The 20,411-nt window shown below is 41.8% G+C and carries 18 protein-coding genes and 1 tRNA gene; 5 read left to right on the plus strand and 14 right to left on the minus strand.

From position 1 onward, the window contains the following. From ACZW67_RS08790 to ACZW67_RS08800, 3 genes are all read left to right on the plus strand, one after another. Positions 1 to 77: transfer RNA gene (locus ACZW67_RS08790), tRNA-Asp, on the plus strand. A 683-nt stretch (positions 78 to 760) separates the two neighbouring features. Continuing rightward, the gene (locus tag ACZW67_RS08795) at positions 761 to 1,564 is read left to right on the plus strand and encodes a DUF5020 family protein (RefSeq protein WP_465182951.1); all 804 of its coding nucleotides are present in this window, start codon (positions 761 to 763) and stop codon (positions 1,562 to 1,564) included. Positions 1,565 to 1,722: 158 nt separating this feature from the next. Continuing rightward, positions 1,723 to 2,724: a D-cysteine desulfhydrase family protein gene (locus ACZW67_RS08800; RefSeq protein WP_465182952.1), complete on the plus strand. Its 1,002-nt coding sequence runs from the start codon at positions 1,723 to 1,725 to the stop codon at positions 2,722 to 2,724. A gap of 303 nt (positions 2,725 to 3,027) precedes the next feature. Here the strand turns inward: ACZW67_RS08800 and modB are convergent, their stop codons facing one another. The 12 genes from modB to surE form a co-directional block, all read right to left on the minus strand. Next, on the minus strand, positions 3,028 to 3,729 hold the full coding sequence (gene modB / locus ACZW67_RS08805; protein WP_465182953.1) for a molybdate ABC transporter permease subunit: 702 nt from the start codon (positions 3,727 to 3,729) through the stop codon (positions 3,028 to 3,030). Positions 3,730 to 3,783: 54 nt separating this feature from the next. Further along, positions 3,784 to 4,617, minus strand: coding sequence for a molybdate ABC transporter substrate-binding protein (gene modA, locus ACZW67_RS08810; protein WP_465182954.1), 834 nt, complete (start codon positions 4,615 to 4,617; stop codon positions 3,784 to 3,786). Then, on the minus strand, positions 4,610 to 5,101 hold the full coding sequence (locus ACZW67_RS08815; protein ID WP_465182955.1) for a molybdenum cofactor biosynthesis protein MoaE: 492 nt from the start codon (positions 5,099 to 5,101) through the stop codon (positions 4,610 to 4,612). Before ACZW67_RS08815 ends, modA begins: the two co-directional genes overlap by 8 nt. A gap of 70 nt (positions 5,102 to 5,171) precedes the next feature. Continuing rightward, on the minus strand, positions 5,172 to 5,471 hold the full coding sequence (locus ACZW67_RS08820; RefSeq protein ID WP_465182956.1) for a MoaD/ThiS family protein: 300 nt from the start codon (positions 5,469 to 5,471) through the stop codon (positions 5,172 to 5,174). Between the two features lie 77 nt (positions 5,472 to 5,548). Next, entirely contained in the window at positions 5,549 to 6,055 is a 507-nt protein-coding gene (gene moaC, locus ACZW67_RS08825) for a cyclic pyranopterin monophosphate synthase MoaC (RefSeq protein WP_197100715.1), read from the minus strand. A gap of 24 nt (positions 6,056 to 6,079) precedes the next feature. After that, a complete protein-coding gene (gene mobA / locus ACZW67_RS08830) occupies positions 6,080 to 6,799 on the minus strand; it encodes a molybdenum cofactor guanylyltransferase (protein WP_465182957.1) in 720 nt (239 codons plus the stop codon). 11 nt (positions 6,800 to 6,810) lie between these two features. Continuing rightward, entirely contained in the window at positions 6,811 to 7,341 is a 531-nt protein-coding gene (gene moaB, locus ACZW67_RS08835) for a molybdenum cofactor biosynthesis protein B (protein WP_110922333.1), read from the minus strand. Positions 7,342 to 7,439: 98 nt separating this feature from the next. Further along, positions 7,440 to 8,474: a GTP 3',8-cyclase MoaA gene (gene moaA, locus ACZW67_RS08840; RefSeq protein ID WP_465182958.1), complete on the minus strand. Its 1,035-nt coding sequence runs from the start codon at positions 8,472 to 8,474 to the stop codon at positions 7,440 to 7,442. Between the two features lie 127 nt (positions 8,475 to 8,601). Further along, positions 8,602 to 9,897, minus strand: a complete 1,296-nt coding sequence (locus ACZW67_RS08845; RefSeq protein ID WP_465182959.1) for a molybdopterin molybdotransferase MoeA — start codon at positions 9,895 to 9,897, stop codon at positions 8,602 to 8,604. Between the two features lie 655 nt (positions 9,898 to 10,552). Next, positions 10,553 to 11,857 (minus strand): lytic murein transglycosylase, encoded by a 1,305-nt coding sequence (locus ACZW67_RS08850; RefSeq protein WP_465182960.1) that lies wholly within the window; start codon positions 11,855 to 11,857, stop codon positions 10,553 to 10,555. Between the two features lie 124 nt (positions 11,858 to 11,981). Further along, positions 11,982 to 12,773, minus strand: coding sequence for a LysM peptidoglycan-binding domain-containing M23 family metallopeptidase (locus ACZW67_RS08855; protein WP_465182961.1), 792 nt, complete (start codon positions 12,771 to 12,773; stop codon positions 11,982 to 11,984). Positions 12,774 to 12,950: 177 nt separating this feature from the next. Beyond that, the gene (surE, locus tag ACZW67_RS08860) at positions 12,951 to 13,763 is read right to left on the minus strand and encodes a 5'/3'-nucleotidase SurE (RefSeq protein ID WP_465182962.1); all 813 of its coding nucleotides are present in this window, start codon (positions 13,761 to 13,763) and stop codon (positions 12,951 to 12,953) included. 485 nt (positions 13,764 to 14,248) lie between these two features. On the opposite strand from surE, the gene ACZW67_RS08865 reads away from it, so the two are divergent. After that, on the plus strand, positions 14,249 to 14,683 hold the full coding sequence (locus tag ACZW67_RS08865) for an MCR_0457 family protein (protein ID WP_110922327.1): 435 nt from the start codon (positions 14,249 to 14,251) through the stop codon (positions 14,681 to 14,683). 460 nt (positions 14,684 to 15,143) lie between these two features. Further along, a complete protein-coding gene (locus ACZW67_RS08870) occupies positions 15,144 to 16,310 on the plus strand; it encodes a D-alanyl-D-alanine carboxypeptidase family protein (RefSeq protein ID WP_465182963.1) in 1,167 nt (388 codons plus the stop codon). A 163-nt stretch (positions 16,311 to 16,473) separates the two neighbouring features. Here the strand turns inward: ACZW67_RS08870 and ACZW67_RS08875 are convergent, their stop codons facing one another. Further along, positions 16,474 to 18,411: a sensor histidine kinase gene (locus ACZW67_RS08875; protein ID WP_465182964.1), complete on the minus strand. Its 1,938-nt coding sequence runs from the start codon at positions 18,409 to 18,411 to the stop codon at positions 16,474 to 16,476. Positions 18,412 to 18,595: 184 nt separating this feature from the next. Beyond that, positions 18,596 to 20,020 carry a ribosome biogenesis GTPase Der gene (gene der, locus ACZW67_RS08880; protein WP_110922324.1) on the minus strand — a complete coding sequence of 475 codons (1,425 nt, stop codon included), beginning with the start codon at positions 20,018 to 20,020 and terminating at the stop codon, positions 18,596 to 18,598. Positions 20,021 to 20,411 lie beyond the last annotated feature (391 nt).

A 20,411-nucleotide genomic window follows, 5' to 3' on the forward strand; every position in this document is an offset into this window, starting at 1 on the left:
GCAGCGGTAGTTCAGTTGGTTAGAATACCGGCCTGTCACGCCGGGGGTCGCGGGTTCGAGTCCCGTCCGCTGCGCCATATTTAAAACGAATTTAGACTTTCGAGTTTAAGCAAGTTTCGCCTCAAACATTAGATTGTTTGAGGTTTTTTTGTGTCTAAATATTCTGAACTACTACTTAATTTAAAAATCAGAATCTATTACATTTCATATAGATCTATGTATTAGACATCATTCATTAAGCACCTGCAACTTAGCCCTCCATCGTCTTTCCCACCTCTATTTATCACTATCCTTCCTATCAATCACGTTTAATCTTGTCTCAGACGACACCGTCTTTCGCTATTTATCAGACAGCACAGCTATTTATATACTCATTTTTCCTTACAAAATTAATTTTCTTGACCATTTGGTCAGTTATGTTAATTAAATCAAAAACTTATCCAATATCAAAAACTTAGAATGCCCTGTTATGCCTAATCCTTAAAGGATTTTGTATTGTCAGTGCTTATAAAAAATGCTTAACTGTTTCAGAGTGTTAAAAAATGTTGCAATAAAATCACAGTGATTATAGGAATTTTTGCAACATAGGAGACGCTTATATTTGGCGTATTCATCTTCGTTATGGTTCATTTCTACTAAAAGTTAACTGAGTTTTCTCCTTAGCAAGGTAGATACCTGTTGATAGAAAATCAAAGCTATTTCCTACCTTGATATCTAGCCTGCTAAGACCAACGATTGTATATAAAGGAGTATTATTACTGTGCATCATAAGTTATCTGCAAACCTACCCCTGACGCTTCAAACATCTAAACGTAACTTTAAGAAAAATCTATTCTCTATTAAACCACTGGCTACAGCTTTAATAGCTATTGTCGCTTTGGGTGCGATGAGCAACAGCCATGCAGAGATGCTCTTTACCGATACCAGTCTGTCTGTACTCTATGGTGAGGATTATGAGCTGGTAGAAGATGGTGAATTAACCACCATCACACTGGAGCATGCTTCTAACCACACTTGGGGCGGCGTATTTTTCTTTGTCGATCGACATCAAGGGGCTAGCGATAGTGAAAATAATAAATATAAAGAAACTTATGGTGAGTTCGCGCCTAAATTTAAGCTGCAAATCTTTAATGACAGTTTTATTAAGCAGGTAAACCTAGCAGGTCAGTATGAGTTTGGCTCAAACAGTACAGGCTTTAGCCAAGATAACTATCTAGTCGGTATTGGTGCAGATTTAAATGTGCCTATTCCAGGTATGAAATATGCCTCAGCGTCTTTGTATCATGCCTTCAATGACAATACAGATGACGACCAGCAAATCACGTTGACGTATGGCTGGGAGCAAAATAACATCGTCGTAGATGGATATGTTGATTACTCCTTTAATAACGATGATCTAAAAGACCAATTACATATCAATCCGCAAATAAAATATAACTTACAGGATGTACTAGGCATTGATAATCGCTTAGAAGTAGGTATGGAATACAGCTATTGGAAAAATAAATATGGTAGTGATAAGACCCAAAATGCACCTAGCGCATTGGTTAAACTGCACTTCTAAATAACTGTATGTCTAAAAAATTCTCATGCTAACGTTAAATGTTGCATGGGGATTTTTGGTTTATGGTCAGCTTTTTAAACTCATATATTTTAATACAGCCAGCCATGAATATGATTTACACTTATCACTCATCTCTTTCATTATAAAATGGATAAAATATGGAATATAGTCACATCGCTAGAGAGTCTTTGGGGTTCTTCCCAACACCTTTAGTAGCGCTTAGCAAGTTGAGCAAAAAGCTTGATGGGCCTACCATTTTTATGAAAAGAGACGACAATACTGGGCTCGCATTGGGTGGTAATAAAACGCGTAAGCTTGAGTTTATTATCGGTGATGCACTGGCTAAAGGTGCTGATACGATTATTACTGCGGGTGCTGCGCAATCGAACCATTGCCGCCAGACTGCCGCGGCGGCTGCAAGTTTGGGATTAGAGTGTCATTTAGTATTAGGTGGCAAAGAGCCTGAACAAGCCAGTGGCAATCTATTGCTAGATAAGATATTTAGTTGTCATATCCACTGGGCAGGTGTCAATCGTAAGGGAGAGGACATTCCTGATATTGTCGAACAGTTAATGACTCAAGGCAAAAAACCTTATGTTGTGCCTTATGGCGGCTCAAACGAGCTGGGTGCTTTAGCATTTGTAGAAGCCTATAAGGAGCTAGAGTCGCAACGCAAAAGTATGAATCTATCCTTTACTCATATCATTTTTGCTTCGAGCTCTGGAGGAACACAAGCGGGCTTAATGCTTGGCAAAAAAGTGTTTAACTCACCTTGTCAAATAGTAGGCATCAATATTGATAAGGGTGAGATGGACAAAGTTCCGTTTGATCAATACACCCTTTCCCTCGCCAATCGTACGGCAAAGTTAATCGGTGCAGATTATGAGTTTTCAGAGTCAGATTTAATACTGAATTCTGATTATGTCGGAGAAGGTTATGGTGTGGTTGGTGCATTAGAAAATGAAGCGATTGCCTTGACTGCCCAAACTGAAGGCATACTGTTAGATCCTGTTTATACAGGCAGAGCGATGGGCGGGCTAATAGATATGATTCGCACAGGGGTAATTAAAAAAACTGACAGCGTTTTGTTTTGGCATACAGGCGGCGCACCCGCTCTATTTGCATATTCAAATGATTTGGATATTACTCAGAAGCCTTAACTGCCTCAAAAGTTGCTTGCGCCCTGATACCATTTACAAAAATTAGAGTAGCAAGGAACTAGGGCGTGTCCTCAATTCAATCGATAGTTATCTAAATGGGTTAAAAATGGCTAAATCTTGCCAAACGGTGTCAAATAGCTGACTAATATCTCGATATTATCTGCGCTATTTTCCTTGTTTGTCTGCGATTTATCTCATTTTTATTACCATTTTTAAAATGAGGACACGCCCTAATGAAAAATGAGGGCGCACTAGTTGCTTTCATTTTTATAGTTACTCTTATTTTTATAGTTGCTTTGACTTTTATGAACGCTGGTTCATTCGGCTCAGACTAGCAATCAAGACCACCATGAATACACCGATAATAATAAGGAAGCCTGACATCATGTGTGCTGCCTCATAATTAAGGGCTTCGACTTGCTCATATATCGCAATCGATATCACCTTAGTCTCACCAGAGATACTGCCTCCTATCATCAGCACGACACCGAACTCACCAATCGTATGGGCAAAGCTGATCAAGCTACCTAGCACGATACCAATGCGCGCTTGTGGTAACGCGATGGTTATAAAACGCCTGAGACGGCTCGGCTCTAATAAGCTTGCGACTTCCATTACGCTTTGCGGGATACGCAAGAACTGCGCATAGACAGGTTGGATATAAAAAGGTAATGAGTAAATAATAGAACCAATCACCAAGCCTTCGAAGGTAAATATCAATGGGCTGATATTATGCTCGCTTAACCATTTACCGATACCCACACTAGGGCTAAGCAGCAATAATAAATAAAAACCAATCACAGTAGGCGGTAAAACGAGTGGCATAGCGATAATCCCTATAAGCAAGACTTTAAATCGTGCTATATATTTATTATTGCTAGGCTTTGCAAGCCAATAGGCTACAGGCGTAGCAAATAATAATAAGCATAAGGTAGTGACACCCGCAAGCTTAATACTCACCCACAATGGACTTAGCATATCTGACATAAGCGACTGATCTATCATAATGTCACTGCTCGTCCCTACTGGTCATGAAGATAAAATTGGTGTTGTATGTAATTACTGCACAGACAGATAGCCAGCTTGTAAGAAATGCTGTTGCCCTGCTGTTGAGCGTAAATAGTCAGTGAAATCTACTGCCATAGCTGAGTCACTGATTACGATGCCATCTTGCAATATAGCAGGATAGGTGTCTGAGTTTAGCGTCATAAACTGCTCAGGCTTGGCTTTAATCGCGATGAGCTGAGACTGCGCAACAAAGCCATAATCGACACTAGCAGTATGCGCATACTGAAAGGCTTGGCTGATGTTTTCTGCCTGTATGATTCGTTTTTGCTTACTTAAAGACTCATAGAGATTTTGTGATTCTAAGAACGCTTTAGCTGACGTACCATAAGGGGCAAGCTCAGGATTGGCGATGGTTATTTTAGCGGTTGCATCATTTGTAAAGGCATCAGCCAGTGATTTTATATTGAGCTCACTGAATGATTTAGTCACGCTATATAGCGCCAATTGACCTTGTGCATAAGTAAACGGAGGATGTGTTATCTCGTTTGAATGACTACCCTCTTTCTCTTTCGCAAGCTTAGCAGGAAATTCTTGATTGGCTGATAAAAATATATCATAAGGCGCGCCAGCAATTATTTGCGCATATAGCTTACCTGATGAGCTATACGTGACTTCAATATCAGATTCAGTTAAATTGTTATCTGCTTGATACGCATCAATAATACTAGGTAATACATCAGACAAATTGGCAGCCGCAGCGATACGTAGCGTCTGGGTAGACTCAGATGTGTTGGTAGCAGACTCTATATCAGTACTACTCTCTTGCGTACAGGCGCTTAATAATACTAGCAAACCAGTAGATGCTGATAACGCTAACTTACCCATTATTGCTTAGCCATTTAGATGAGTCATCCTCGTAATACTCTTGCTTCCATACAGGAATATCTGCTTTTACCGTGTCTAATATCCAGCGACAGGCATCAAAAGCGGGGTAACGGTGGGCAGACACGACGCCCACCCATATGGCAACATCACCCACTTCTAGCGCGCCAATACGATGTATCGCAATAGCATGTGTAATCTCAAAACGCTTTTTGGCTTCTTCTATAATGGCTCGGCCCTGATTGATCGCCAAATCCTCATAGCCATAATAGGTCAAACGATCAACGCTAGTGGCATTATTATGGTTACGTACTCGACCTTCAAAACATACAAATGCGCCGCAGCTATCGTCATCAAGCGTTTTTTTGAGTCGGTCTTCATCAATCGCTACATCTAATAAAGCAAAACCATCACGCTCAGCGACTGCATATACTTCATCCACATTACGCTTGATCGTCATCGAATGGCTATGAACATTATCTGTCATGTATTTTCTCTGTTTATTCTACTGTCTGTTAAATACTTATGAACACCTATATGCCTATCTATCCATTTATTTAGCCACCAGCGACTGGCGTGATAAACACCACACTATCACCATCATAAATAGGGTCTGTCCACTTAGCGAAATAATCGTTTATTGCCACTCGCAGCTCTGATTGTGGACGACTGAAGCGATGTGTTTGACTCAACTGTGTATATAAATCAATAAGTGACATTGATGAGTCAATGCTCACCTTTTCCTCATGACAGCCCGCTTCATCAGCTAAACTGGCGAAGTATAGAATATTAATAGTCATCAACGATTCACTGTTTTTTTCTACCTCAACATTATCCATAACATCAGTATTACTCATAAAACCTTCCATTTATTACAAGCTATCGAGCTTCATATTTATTATATCGCTAAGTGTTCAAACAAAATCTGATGATGCTATTTGTGCTGATAATCGGATTTACCACCTGTCTTTTTAACCAAATGAACACCATCAATGACAATGTCATGTGACAGTGCTTTGGTCATGTCATAAATGGTCAAACAAGCTACACTGACTGCTGTTAGCGCTTCCATCTCAACCCCTGTTTTGTGGGTAACTTTGACAGTCGCGCTCACACTAATACTGTGGCTGGCATCGTCATACTCAAAGCTCAAGCCGATCTTATCTAACGGTAATGGATGACACAGTGGAATGAGGTCATGCGTACGCTTGGCCGCCATGATACCTGCGATATGTGCCGTCTGCGTGATACTACCCTTTTTGGTCATGCCATCAGCGGCTTTAATTTGGGTATAAATCTCGCTTGGGAAACGCACTTGCCCAACAGCATGAGCCTCACGTGTCGTGGCGGTCTTACCACTGACATCAACCATAGTGATATCACCGTCACTGTCTAAATGAGACAAAGTCGACTGGTTGTTTTCTTGGCTACTGATATTCATTTATGATTTCTCTCGATAGACTTTTTATAAATTATTTAAAGCCGTACATGCCTGTGCAAAATCTTCAGGCGTATTAAAATTGGTCAAGTGTTGCCAACTCTTTGCAAAGGGTACGGACTGCACCATAGGCTTGATAAACGGCATCACTCGGCGCTGTCCACTATCAATATAGGCTTTTAGATCAGGCTCAATACTCAACTGATAAAGTCCTAATAGTGGGTATAAGTGACTGTCATCTGTTAAGCAAACTATTCTTTTATCAGCGGCTTGAACACTTGCCAGTTGCAATTCATTCCACAAGTCAGTCGCCGGTATCAAACTATCGCAGCTAATGACCATTAGCCATGATGACTGGCTCTTATCTATGGTCACTGAATCAGCCGTTGAACCATTTACCTTCAACAACGTTTGCATGGCAGATTCAATAGCGGCCAATGCACCAGCCGTATCAATCTGCTCAGCACTCTCATTAGAAGTATAATCAGGGATATGAGAAACAGCCGAATGCGGTCGGTTCTGCATTAAATCTGCATCAATGACAAAACCGCGCCCATTGTCTGCAATCATAATAGGCAGATTGGGACCAGCCACATTTAGCTCAAGCGCATGACGGACATGATAGTCGAGCAAGCGTTCCCCTGTCGGCAAAGTAAGCGCCGCTTTGGGCGTACCCATGCGTTTAGATGCCCCGCCCGCCAAAATAACAATGCCTGCCAAGCCAGTTGCCAGATTTGAATTATTCATCGTTGATAATATCAGTCGTGACTTGGGTTTTGTGCCAAAAAATGCGGCACAAAGTTACATGGACGTGTACGACTATCAAACTGATCCTTCAAGATATTTTCCCAACCTGTACGACACGCACCTGATGAACCAGGTAAACAAAAGATACCCGTGCCATTCGCCATGCCAGCCACAGCTCGCGACTGTACCGTTGACATGCCAATCTCATCTTTTGAGATGAGACGGAACATTTCACCAAAGCCATCGATAGACTTATCAAACAAGACTTTTACTGCCTCTGGCATACTGTCTCTAATGAAAAAACCTGTGCCGCCAGTCGTGACCACTGCATGGACTTTCGGATCCGCAATCCAACCACTAATCACAGCTCTAATCTTATAGATATCGTCAGTGATAAGTTGACGGTCTGCCAGATGGTGGCCTGCTTCTTCTATACTATCGGCTAAATACTGCCCTGATGTGTCTTGTGCTAGCGTACGACTGTCCGATACGGTCAAGATAGCAATGTTAAGTGGGATAAATTCCGCAGCAGGCTTGCTCATAAAAATTCCTTTATACATATGATTTTATAGTATGTTCAAAAATGTCGTTGGCACTCTAGCTATTCAATGTCGTCTGTCATGCTTAATGGTTGTACACCTTAACCACCAATGATTGATAGATTGTGCATGATGCCACTGTTAGAGTCGTGCAGATGATGGTGCTCAGGCTTGATCGGCATAAACTCATGTAATGTATTTACCAGTCCTTGCACATTGTTTTGCTGCAGATGCGGACGAATATCATAATTGCCTTCATCGAACAAACATAAATGCACTTTACCCTGACTGCTGACTCGCAGACGGTTACAAGTATCACAAAAATGCGCGGCATAAGGCGCGATCATACCGATACGGCCTACATAGTCAGGATGACTGTACTCTACCGCTGGGCCATCGCTACTCCCACGCTCATGTGGTTGCCAGCCGTGCTCCAATAGATAGTCAGTGATGATATCAGACTGCGCATGCTGGGCAAAAAACAAGTCACTATTATCACTGGTTTGCATAAACTCGATAAAACGATACGTGACTTTTCTGTCTTTTACGTAGCCAATGGCATCCATGAGGTTTTCAAAGGCCGTCTCTGCCATCAAAACACCGTTTATTTTGAGCTTAATATCGGTTGTTTCTAGTAGCGTATCCATATCGATGAGCAGCTGCGGCAAACTATTGAAGCCCGTCATCTTATGAAAGGTCGCGGCATCAAAGCTATCCATACTGATATTAAGCTGATCCAGTCCTGCGGCTTGCCAACTGGCTAAATGCTTGCCGAGCTTATAACCATTACTGGTCATAGCAACCGTTTCAATACCTTTGGTTTGCTTAATTGTTTTTATAATCTCAACAACATCGCGGCGAATAGAAGGCTCACCACCAGTAATTCTGACTTTTTTAGTCCCTACTTGAGCAAAGCCGCGTGTCAATGTGGCAATCTCAGGCACACTCAATTCATCATCAGGACGCTTGCCTTGATAGCCATTTGGTAAACAGTATTCACAGCTAAAATTACAAAAATCAGTGATAGATAGACGCAGATAAGTCAGACGACGTGAAAATCCATCCGTCAGGGGTTCATAGTTTTCCAGTGGCGAGTACTGTTGAGCACTGCCTATGTTACCGTTATTATCACTCATATTTTACTACCATCAGTATTGCTTACTATCTATAAGCATTACTTTATTATTTGCGTTTAGCATACCATTGTAAAAGTCATTATCGGTTGTTTGATACTCACCTTATAGTAAGTTAACACATGGTGAATTAATGATATAACCAAGAAAAAGGCTGTACCGTAACCGTACTATTTGCAGAAACATTGCCGCTATCTTTATCCAATACGATAAAACAATTGGCTTGACTTAGCTGTTTAATTCTATGAGATTGCTGACGTGAGAAACACTCAACCTGATAACGGCCTGTCTCATCTTGTGACAACACACCGCGCTGGAAGTCTTTACGACCTGCTGATTTTCTGATGTCATTGATGAGCGTGGCTTGAATACTCAGCTGCATAGGCTGCTCTAACACGTCCGCGCCTGACATCTGCCACAATGCTGGTATCACAAACTGTAGCGCGCCAACGACTGTGGATAATGGATTACCCGGTAGACCAAAGTACAGCACTGGCTTATCAATATCTTTGTTCAATTCACCAAACACAAAAGGCTTGCCTGGCTTCATCGCCACTTTATAGTGGTTAATCTGTCCAAGCTTCTCAATGACCGTGGTCAAAAAGTCATAATCACCAACAGATACACCTGCCGTTGAGATAATGACATCACAGTCTTGCATGGCATCATGGACAGCAGCGGTCGTCTGCTCTAAGTTATCAGGAACAATGCCATAATCATGAATGGTAATCGGTAAATCTGATAAGAGGCTTTTAAGCGTTGGGGTATTGGAGTTATATATTTGCGCTAAGCTGGTCAGCTCATTGCCAATCGCCACGAGCTCATCGCCAGTGGCTAAAACACCTACCGTCAGTGGCTCAAATATACGGACTTGGCTAATACCTAAGTTTGCTAGCAAGCTAATATCGGCAGGGTTAATACGCTTACCTATTTTCAGCACCGCCTCACCCGATTCAATTTCTTCGCCCTGTTTACGGATATGTTTATCAACCTGAGCCATTTGCGTCAGCGTTATGGCATAAGGTTGTGATTTATCGAGCGTATCTTTTATGTCTAAAAAATCGGTGTTTTCTTGCATGATGACCGTATCGCAACAGTCTGGCACTACTGCACCCGTAAAGATACGGACACCTTGCCCTGCTATCAACTCACCTACATAAGCGCAGCCAGCCTGAGACTCTCCGATAATGTCGATAGTGCTGTCTTTTGATAACTCGCCACCTTTAGCTATCGCATAGCCATCCATCGCAGATAGATTCTGTCTGGGCACATCAAATGTCGAGGTGATGTCTTGCGCCAAGATATGGTTGCGACTGTCTAATAAGTCACACGTCTGCAGATCTCTATTTTGTAGTGGAAAGTCGGTATCGTTGTAGTTATTTATACGCTGCTTTATCGCCGCTTGTAGTTCTTCCATGGTAATCATAAAATCACACTCTTTGAGTTATTCTATTTATTTATTATTTGAAAACTGTTATTCGAAAACTATTATTTGAAAATTATCATTTAAAAACTGCTGTTAAAAAACGTGGTTTGAAAAATCCATTTTCTAGGGCGTTTCCTCATTTTAAAAATGGTGATAAAAATGAGATAAACTGCAATCAAACAAGGAAAATAGCGCAGATAATATCGAGATATTAGTCAGCTATTTGACGCCGTTTGGCAAGATTTAGCCATTTTTGACCCATTTAGATATAGTTGATCCGATTTAGAAGTGGTACAAGGCAACCGAGTGCAGATGTATGTGTAATACTTCAAGCGAGGTTAACGCTGTAACTCTTTTATAGTGGATTGACTATAACTATCGATTGAGTTGAGGACACGCCTTAGAGTCTAGCACTCACAATCGTAATTTTCTTGTATTAACCTTGTCCTGATAAGTTTTGACAAAAGCGCAGTATATTCAGCTTGAGTACTCCATACTTATTGTCTCGATAGCTATCAGCAAAATCACCCATAGACTGAGGCAAAAAAAGCACCTTGGCAAGGTGCTTTTTGTAGAACAAAGTAACGTCATCATTGACACATTAGCGGTCAAAAACAAGGGTGCTTATATTCCGTACCAACAGCAATAGCTTATCTCACCATGATGCCAATGAAGACGCACTACGCTGGGTAATAAAGCCATCTGGAGTCTGACCATTATCTCCCTGCCAGCGTTGGAATGCCATACGAGTATTAGTACCAACGATGCCATCTGCGCCTTTTGTGTCATAACCTGCACTGGTCAAGCGCTGTTGTAAATTGCGTACCTGAGTAGTCGATAACGGACGCTCATAGCGCGGCCATGACTTTTGCAAGCCACCTTGACCCGTGATTGCTTTACCCAATAAGCTCACCCCTAGCGCATAGCTTGATGAGTTGTTATAGACTTTGATTACATCAAAGTTTGGACTTAGCAATAGCACTGGGCCATCCTTGCCAGCTGGTAGCCATAGCTCCATTTCTGTATTAGCATCTAACGACACATCCGCTATTGTATTAATGCCCATTGCAGCCCATCTAGCCGCAGATTGCTTAGTGCCAACGGTTGAATAATCGAATGAGGTCGGAACCGTCGCTTCATAAAACGGTGCCAACCCACGAACCCAACCTGAGTTGCTTAGATAATTGGCTGTAGAAGCCAAAGCATCGCCAGTGGCCCATGGATTGCGATGACCATCACCATCACCATCGACGCCATGTTTAAGCCACGTAGCAGGGATGAATTGAGTCTGACCCATGCCACCAGCCCAAGAGCCTTCAAGCTGTGACCATGACACATCACCACGCTGTAATAGCGTCGCTAATGACAGTAGCTGAGTTTCTGCAAACTCTTGGCGGCGACCGTCATAAGCCAAACTACCTAATGAGCTTGGCAAACTGCTATTACCAGTCACAACGCCATATGAAGACTCCATACCCCAGATAGCAGCGACAGTTTCTGCACTCACTCCATACTGTGATTCTAACTGCGACAGATACGCACGTTGCTCGGCAAACTTACGCTTACCCGTACTCACGCGCCCATCAGATACAGCAGAATCTACGTATTCCCACGGCATTTTAGAGAACTCTGGCTGTCCTGAATCTAGTGAGATCACTTGTTGATTTAAATAAGCTGAGTCAAGCAAACGACGGACGGTTGCCGCATCATTGCCTGATGCAATCGCACGCATGGAGAAGTCCGACTTCCAATCATAGAAGCTGTTATAGCTTGGCTTTGCTACTGGCTGCGGCTTGACTACTGGCTGCGGTGTTGGTTTCACTTGTATTGTTTGGGTCTGAGTAATCTCAACATTGCCTTGTCGCACAGGTTTGTTAGGTTCTTGCATGGTCTGTTGGCTCGTACACCCAACTATTACTAGGGCTGGGAAAAAAGCAATGTACTGTTTTTTTAACATCATAAAAATTCTCAGGTATGAATAAGTAAAGTGACTCAAACAACACAACTTTATTAAAATCAAGTTTATAAAGCAATGTCAGTAGCGCCACTAGATTTGCCAAGCAATTAAAAACACGGTGTCAAACTTAACGTCCCAATACCGCACGTGGGTCGATAGGATTGCCATTTAAACGTACTTGAAACTCCAATCCCACTTGGTTGGTTGTACCACTGTTGCCCATATTTGCAATACGTTGACCCAGCTGTACCGTATCACCTTCTTTGACAAGTAGTTCACTATTGTGTGCATAAGCAGTGATGTAGTTATCACTATGACGAATCATAATAAGGTTGCCATATTCTGTCAGACCATTACCTGAATAAAGCACTGTTCCTGCTTGGCTGGCAAGCACTGGATCACCAACATTACCAGCAAACCACATACCCATCGTGCCAGCTGCTGCATCGAAGTTACGAGTGACTTGATTGCGACTTGGATATTCATAACCTGACGTTGCGTTTGCCGTCACTGCATAGACAGGGTTTTGCGCGTTATTCTGAGGCGCGCTGGTTACAGGAGGTGTATAGGTTTGCTTAGGCTGTGTATACCTGTTATTCGCTGTCGTCTCTTGGCTGCCTTGCCATAGCTTGAGCCACTGACCACTATAAATCGTATACTTACTGTCTAAGTTATTAAGTGCGCCGATTTGACGGTAACTGACACGATAGCGCTCGGCGATTTGACTGACCGTATCACCGCGTTGCACGCGATGATAGTTAGGAATGCCTTGTGCATTGGTGATAATCGTAGGACCAGCTTGGGTAGCTGACTGGTAAGTAGGTTTGGTCGCACAACCCACCATCGTTAAGGTTGCGACTGTTAGAGTGCCAATCAATGCCGCTGTTGCAAAGCGTGATCCAGCAATAAGCTTCTTCATACAAGGTTTCCTATTTTTTACGTTATTCACAAACGTCTTGTGTGACTCACAAGCATGTTGCTAACTTTTATACTACTTAAATTTTCGACAATGACCATTATCCATCATTTGATAATCAATGCATTCTTTTGCCTTTCACCACTTACCTAGCGCCATTCATCGTTTTATACAGCGTATTTATAAGACTAACGCAGATAAACTGTCTAGCGCTGCTGCTGGCGTATGATGGAGTCGCACTGGTGATAGGCTAATATAACCCGCTGCCACTGCTTGGTCATCTGTTAATTGTATGGCAGATGACGGCATATCTTCCATTTTTTCTGGCAACTCATGTTTACATTTGCGTAGCGACAGCCAATAGGCATCTCGCCCGCGTGGATCAACCACATGGTGCACAGGACGGGCAACCTGACGATGCCCCAACGAGGTTATCTTGCGACCTTTAATCTCATCGGCGTGATTAACATCCGGAATATTAACGTTTAATACGTGATAGGGCAAATTTTTGCAGGCATCTAGTAGTGACGTTTCGGCTAATAGCTTAACTATCTCATTTGCCGCCAGCTGATAATCACTGACTTGCTCTTGCACATCCCTTTTGGCACCGCCGCCTACTAAAGAAGTTGCGATAGCTGGCACACCAAAAAGCTGCGCTGTTAAGGCTGCCCCAAAGGTGCCAGAGAACATAACATCCTGCCCTAAATTAGCACCTGAATTAATACCTGTAATCACAAAATCAAAGCGCGTATGACGATACAACTCATGTAATGCTAGATAAATACAATCCGCAGGCGAGCCATTTACAGCGATAAAGCCAGATGGCAGTTCATGAGTATGCAATGGTGTGGTCACACTCAATGCACTCGCGTACCCACTCTGCTCACTATTTGGCGCAACCACCACCACGTCACCAATGGTAGACAATGCCTGATACAGTGCCAACAACCCTGGCGCATAAACCCCATCATCATTACTAATCAAAAATTTCATTGCTACTCAATATATTTATAAATGACCGCCTGTCCACTTATGAACTTTATCGGCATAAAATTGCTATAATTAGAACCGAAAACAGCACAGCCATGAAAAAATTTCACGATATTAGTTCAGTATATCAAGGCTATGGTGCAATCATAATAATGAAAGATTATACCCTACATAGTATCCTGACACGAACCCTGTCTTTGCTTAGAATCTAGCTGATTTGTTATTTTACTAACGACTTTATCCGTATAGTCGCTGAATCGGCAGAGGCAAAAACATTGCTTTCCACGTTACAATAGGCAACAACAGACAACAATATAAACTTATATTTTTATGCTGACGTAACTTACAAGTATATGCTGCTGATATGTTGCTAAGAAATGCCTTTGGCTCACAAGACATCTACACATAAGTCAATATTTTATGTGACTTTTGTTTTTTTAGCCATTAACATATGACCATCAAATAAAGATAAGCGAGTGTAATGCTAAATGAAAAATCAATCGATATTATCTATAGCTTCTGTCATAGCGAAAACTGCACCAAAATTTGGTCTTGCAGGACTAATCACGTCTGCTGCTATGCTATCTCAAGCATCTTTTGCGGCGAATAACCCTGATACAACCATACCTTTAGATATGGCTGGCGTAAACATAACCAAGCATGAAATTGCGGTAATGCAAGTGTTGTCAGAGATATGTCCACCGATGCTGAATGGCAACCAAAAACAGCGTTTTTATAAATCCTATGGTGTACAGCTGCACGAACTGATGCCATCTCTAGAAGATCCAAAAGCGGCTATTCAATATCTATCAACTCAACAAGACTACCGTCAAATCCTACAAGGTATTCGTAGTTGGACAATGGGCTTCTCAAAGCAAGAAAATAAAGCACTATGTGAAGATTTAGCGAATGCTGAATATTAATCGCTAGATGTTAATAACTGGCTTATTAAACTGTCGCTTGATAAAACCCGCTACCATTAACGATAATAAAACAGCGGTATCAACTATATAGAATAGATTATGTCATCTCTATATAGAAATAGACTTAAAAACTGTGTGATTTACTTTGTAAAATTAAAAGCTTGCTGTAGCCCCGCTCAAATAGATGGTGCAGCAGGCTTTTTTGTGGCTATAACCTTCCCTACATATTCTTCTTTGTTTTTAGTCGCGCCTTATTTTTTGTATTTATCGATTCCCCATCGGTTGTCATTTTGCTAAGATAAGGCGTTAATTTTATGTCTATTGCGCAGTCATTCATATTTTCGTCGATACATTATTTTAAACACTGCATTTAAGACATGCTGCTTAAAATAATGTATGAAAATTAGTACAGGATACAAGCAATAGATACATTTGGTTCCATGATGCGGTGTAACGATATATGACAGTAAAGCGTGTAAAAAATCAGCTTGTACAGCTGGTAGTTGGTGTAAGTATCTCAATGAGTGCAGTGATGGCCGGTGCTGCCATACAGCCGCCTGAGATGGACAATACCGCCTATGTATTAATGGACTACAACACTGGTGAAATCTTGGCTCAAAAAAATGCCAACGAGTCACTACCACCAGCATCTCTGACAAAAATGATGACCAGCTATATCATTGAGCAGCGCTTAGCATCGGGTGACCTCAAAGAAGATGATCAAGTGTTGATGAGCCCAAACGCTTGGTGCCGTGGCAGTAGCAGCCAGTCTTGTATGTATGTGCCAGTGAATAAGACAGCCAGCGTGATCGACATGCTACGCGGTATTATCATTCAATCAGGTAACGATGCGTCAAAAGCAATGGCTGAGCACATTGCCGGTAGCGAAGCATCATTTGCTATCTTGATGAATGAGCAAGCAGAAAAAATTGGCATGGAGAACTCTAATTTTGTCAATGCGACTGGTATGCCTGATGAAGGTCACTTAGCATCGGCTTTAGATTTATCTAAACTTGCGCGTGCTATCATTAAAAACAGCGGCGACTACTACGGTATTTATTCAGAAAAAGAGTTTACCTATAATGGTATTACTCAAGGTAACCGTAATGCTTTGCTCATTACTGACCCAACCGTTGATGGCCTAAAAACTGGCCACACTGATGCTGCGGGCTATTGCTTGGTTGCTTCAAGTAATCGCGATGGTATGCGTCTGATTTCTGTCATCATGGGTACCAAGAGCCAACAAGCGCGTGCTGATCAATCACGTGAATTGTTGAACTGGGGCTTTGGCCACTTCACTACCGTTACCAAAGCACCTGCTGGACAATTCGTCAGCAAAGTCCCTGTATGGTTTGGTGAAGCGGATGAGGTTGAGCTAGCCACTGCTGACAACTTACAAATTCTAACCAGCAAAACGCAAAAAAATAAAATCACCACTGTGGTTGATATCCCTGAAAGCATAGAAGCACCTATCAAAAAAGGTCAAGAAATTGGTAAAATGATGGCTGTTATTGATGGTAAAGCCGTAGCCTCAGTGCCTATCATTGCGACTAGTGATATTGAAGAGTCAGGCTTTATGAGCCGTACTTGGCAACGTCTCGCACGTTGGGTACAGAACCTCTTTTAAGCATAATATTAGATATGAACAACATGCCTGATAAGCATGTTGTACAATAAAAAAGACGCCTTGATATAGGGCGTCTTTTTTATTGATTGTGATAAGGGATAAAGGATAAAGGATAAGAGATAAGAGATAAGAGATAAGAGATAAGAGATAAGGGCAGCTTAGCTTATTTCCATATCAACCAACGTTGCAGCAGATCACTCAAAGCCTTACCTTTATAAGTAGTACTACGACAGTAATCGATACCTGCAACCTTCAAACCATGTTCAAAACTGTCTAAATACTGGGTTCGATGCGGTGAGTACCAATACACTAATAATGCACGATGCTCGCTTTCAGATCGACGGATGAGATCAGCTAAGGATTCGGCTTTATTTACCACGATATCCTCTGCAAACATGACCATATTTATTTTTTTGACGCTCATCTCATCCATCACCAACTGTTCATGCTGATGGTAGATGACTGTCGCGCCCAAACGCTCCAACTCATTCCCTAAAAAACCCACTTCATGATAGTAATAATAAATGACCGTCAACCCAGCCAATAGCTGTTGCTGCTGAGACTGATGCTGGTTAGGCATTATGACCGTCAGCGTAAACTCTGTACCTAGTCCTAGCGTACTATCCACTTCGATAGTAGCACCCATAAGCTGCGCTATTTGCTTAACGACAGGCAACCCAACACCTGACCCTTCATACTGCCGAGTTTGTGATGAATCTACCTGAAAAAACGGATTAAAAATATCCTCTATATGATTGCGATCGATACCAATACCGGTATCTTTCACACTGATTTGCCAACGATTACTTTTATCAAAATGGGTTAATTGCGACGTAATAATCACTTGTCCAGCAGGCGTAAACTTGATTGCATTACTAAGTAACATCGATAGAATTTGTTGTATCTTTTCAGCATCGCCCGTAAGACTATAGTCGATATGATGAATACGGCTGGTTAATGCTAGGCCTTTTTTCTGAGCAACTGGTTCAAACTCTGCCAAGATATCTGCAATCAACTGTAATGGATTGAATTCGCTACAATTGATGATCACCTGACCTTTTTGTATTTGATTCAATTGGATAATTTGCTCAAGCGACGACACCAATTTATCACTACCATTACTGATAATTTCAACGGCGTCTTTTTGCTCTCTATTGAGTAAATCATGATCTAATAACTGCAAGCCACCCACGATAGCATTTAGTGAAGTTTTCAGCTCATGGGTTATCATACTTTGAAAGTTATGTAACTGCACATCGAGAGACAAATCTTTGCTATGCAACTGCTGTTCAAAAGTAGCAAGCGATTCGTAATCTAGCCTAACTTTTTGCAAACGATCAAATAAGGCTATAAAGGCCTCTTTAATCAACATCAGCTCTTGAAAATTAAAATGTTGCGGAATAACCGGCAACTGCTCAAGCTCTGTATTCTTCAACACGATGTCACAGGCTTCAGTCAAAGATTCAATATCTCTGACCGGCCATTTGAGTTTACGCAGAATATATAATGCCCAAAGCACTGCCAATATTGTAGTGAAAAGCCACAACAACAAGTTGCTACGATACCAATGGGACCGAAGCGCTTGCACATCTATAGTAATATTAATATAGCCAACCAGTGCGCTGTCTTTATCGACTTTAATGGCCGCTGATGGCTCATGTACATTACCAAGTAAAGTGGCAGCGGATTGCTGATTAGGAGTTAACGCATTTACTTCGTTATCAGTGTCAATGAAATTGCTGGTTACTGGATAATTAAAGCTGATGGTATCTGCAAATAATGCATTCCTCCAATCGTCCCTTGATTGATTAGCATCACCAATTGGTTGGAGTGTTGAATAAAACAAGATACTTTTGATACTTGGTTCATTCTCTAATAAAAACTTTACTTGCTTAGCCACAATATCGGCGCTATCAGCCGTCGATGCACTGGTCGTCAGTAACGTGGCGAGCTGTTGCACATGACGATACTTTTCTTGGTAGTGATATAACAAACCATAAATAAAGGACAATAAGAAGCCTACTAACACAGCCAGTATGATGGCCTGTGCGACCGAGCGCCGGATAAGCATAGAGATGGTTTGCGGTGAACGGCTGTTCATATCACTCAACTAAGTTAAGATAACATTGATTTATACTACAGCTACTAGGAAGGTGTGATAGGTGAAACTGATAGATACTCACTCTTCATGACAGCTAAAGCAACCACAGATACAGTAGCATACAGCTTACTTTATCGTGCTCTATGGCACGATAAAGTAGTAGTGAATGAGTCAACTGTCTTATCTATTTACGAGGTTTTTTATCTTTAGTGGTGAATTTTTGTGCCCGGTTGCGCTCACGTTGACGCAACTGCTGTTCTTTCGCTTTGGTAGGCGTATCGCTCTTGTTCGCATATGGGTTGTCATTTTGTTTAAGAATGACATTAAGCGGCGTACCTTCTAGCTTGAATACCTGACGGAACTGGTTTTCAAGATAGCGCTGATAGCTCTTAGGTAATGAGCTGGTCTGGTTACCATGAATAACAATAACTGGTGGGTTGTGACCACCAATATGTGCATAGCGTAATTTAATGCGACGACCAGACACAGTTGGTGGTGGGTTCGCAGTCACAGCATCCTGCAAAATCTGAGTCAAACGGTTGGTTGATACTTCAAACATAGATGATTTATAAGCGCGTAAGATAGACGGATATAAATTACCCACACCAGTACCATGCAGCGCCGATATCAAATGAATTTTCACATAAGGGATAAAGTTGAAACGACGATCCATCTCAATTTTAATGTAGTCTCTTTGATCTTGAGTCAGACCATCCCATTTATTAATCGCCACTACCAATGCACGACCCGCATCCAGTGCATAGCCAATCATATGCAAATCTTGGTCGACGATACCTTCGTGAGCATCAATAACAATAACGGTCACGTTAGAATCTTCGATTGCTTGCAAGGTTTTGATAACAGAGAATTTCTCTACTTTTTCATCGATTTTACCGCGGCGGCGTACACCAGCTGTGTCAATCAATACGTAATCTTTGCCTTCACGCTTGTAGGGAATATAGATACTGTCACGCGTGGTACCAGGCATATCGAAAACCACGACTCGATCTTCACCTAGCAGACGGTTAACTAGCGTTGATTTACCAACATTTGGACGACCAATAATAGCAAGCTTCAAACCTCTTGGCTCTACAATGTTATCTTGCTCAGGCATATCCGCTGTCAATACTTCAAGCAAATTACCAACACCGCGACCATGACTGGCAGCCATTGGGTACGGCTCGCCCAATCCTAATGCATAGAATTCTGCAGGCGCAGCATCATGGACGCCATCGACTTTGTTGGCGACAACATATACGGGCTTGCCAAGTGTGTGCAAAAACTTACCAATCTCAGCGTCGGCACCAATCATACCAGCACGAGCATCAACGACGAATACAATGATATCGGCTTCGTGAATCGCAGTATGCGACTGTTCAGACATATAATCATCGATGTTACCGCTACCATCATCCGCCTCACCGATACCACCAGTGTCTACAACAATGAAAGACTTGTCTTCATAAGTAGCATCACCGTATTGACGGTCACGAGTCAGTCCTGATAAATCAGCAACCAATGCCTGCCGACTTTTTGTGAACTGATTAAATAAGGTGGATTTACCGACGTTTGGACGACCAATTAAGGCGACCACAGGCTTGATACTCATGGATTACTCTCAGTGAAAGGCAAAATGACGGACAGTACAGTTATTCTGATAACCAAAACATAACAGCGAACTTACCGCACTTGACCGTAAATTAAAATCAATAATAAAACGATAGCAAAAACAATAATCAACTATTTTGCAATTAATGCCTGCTATATAAGGGGGACTACATGTTGTATAAATAATATATAGATAACGCCTACAGCGTATCGGTCGCATAGAGTACGCGAAAGCCTGTGTTTAAACAAGTCATTTACATAAGGCACTAAACGCTGACTAAGCAGCGTTTGTATTTTATAAAATCAAGATCAATCAAATCGCATAATAGTATTATAATCAATCTTCTATAAAAGAGTTACAGCGTTAACCTCACTTGAAGCACAGATATACA

This window comes from Psychrobacter sp. TPE 89C (assembly GCF_055522395.1).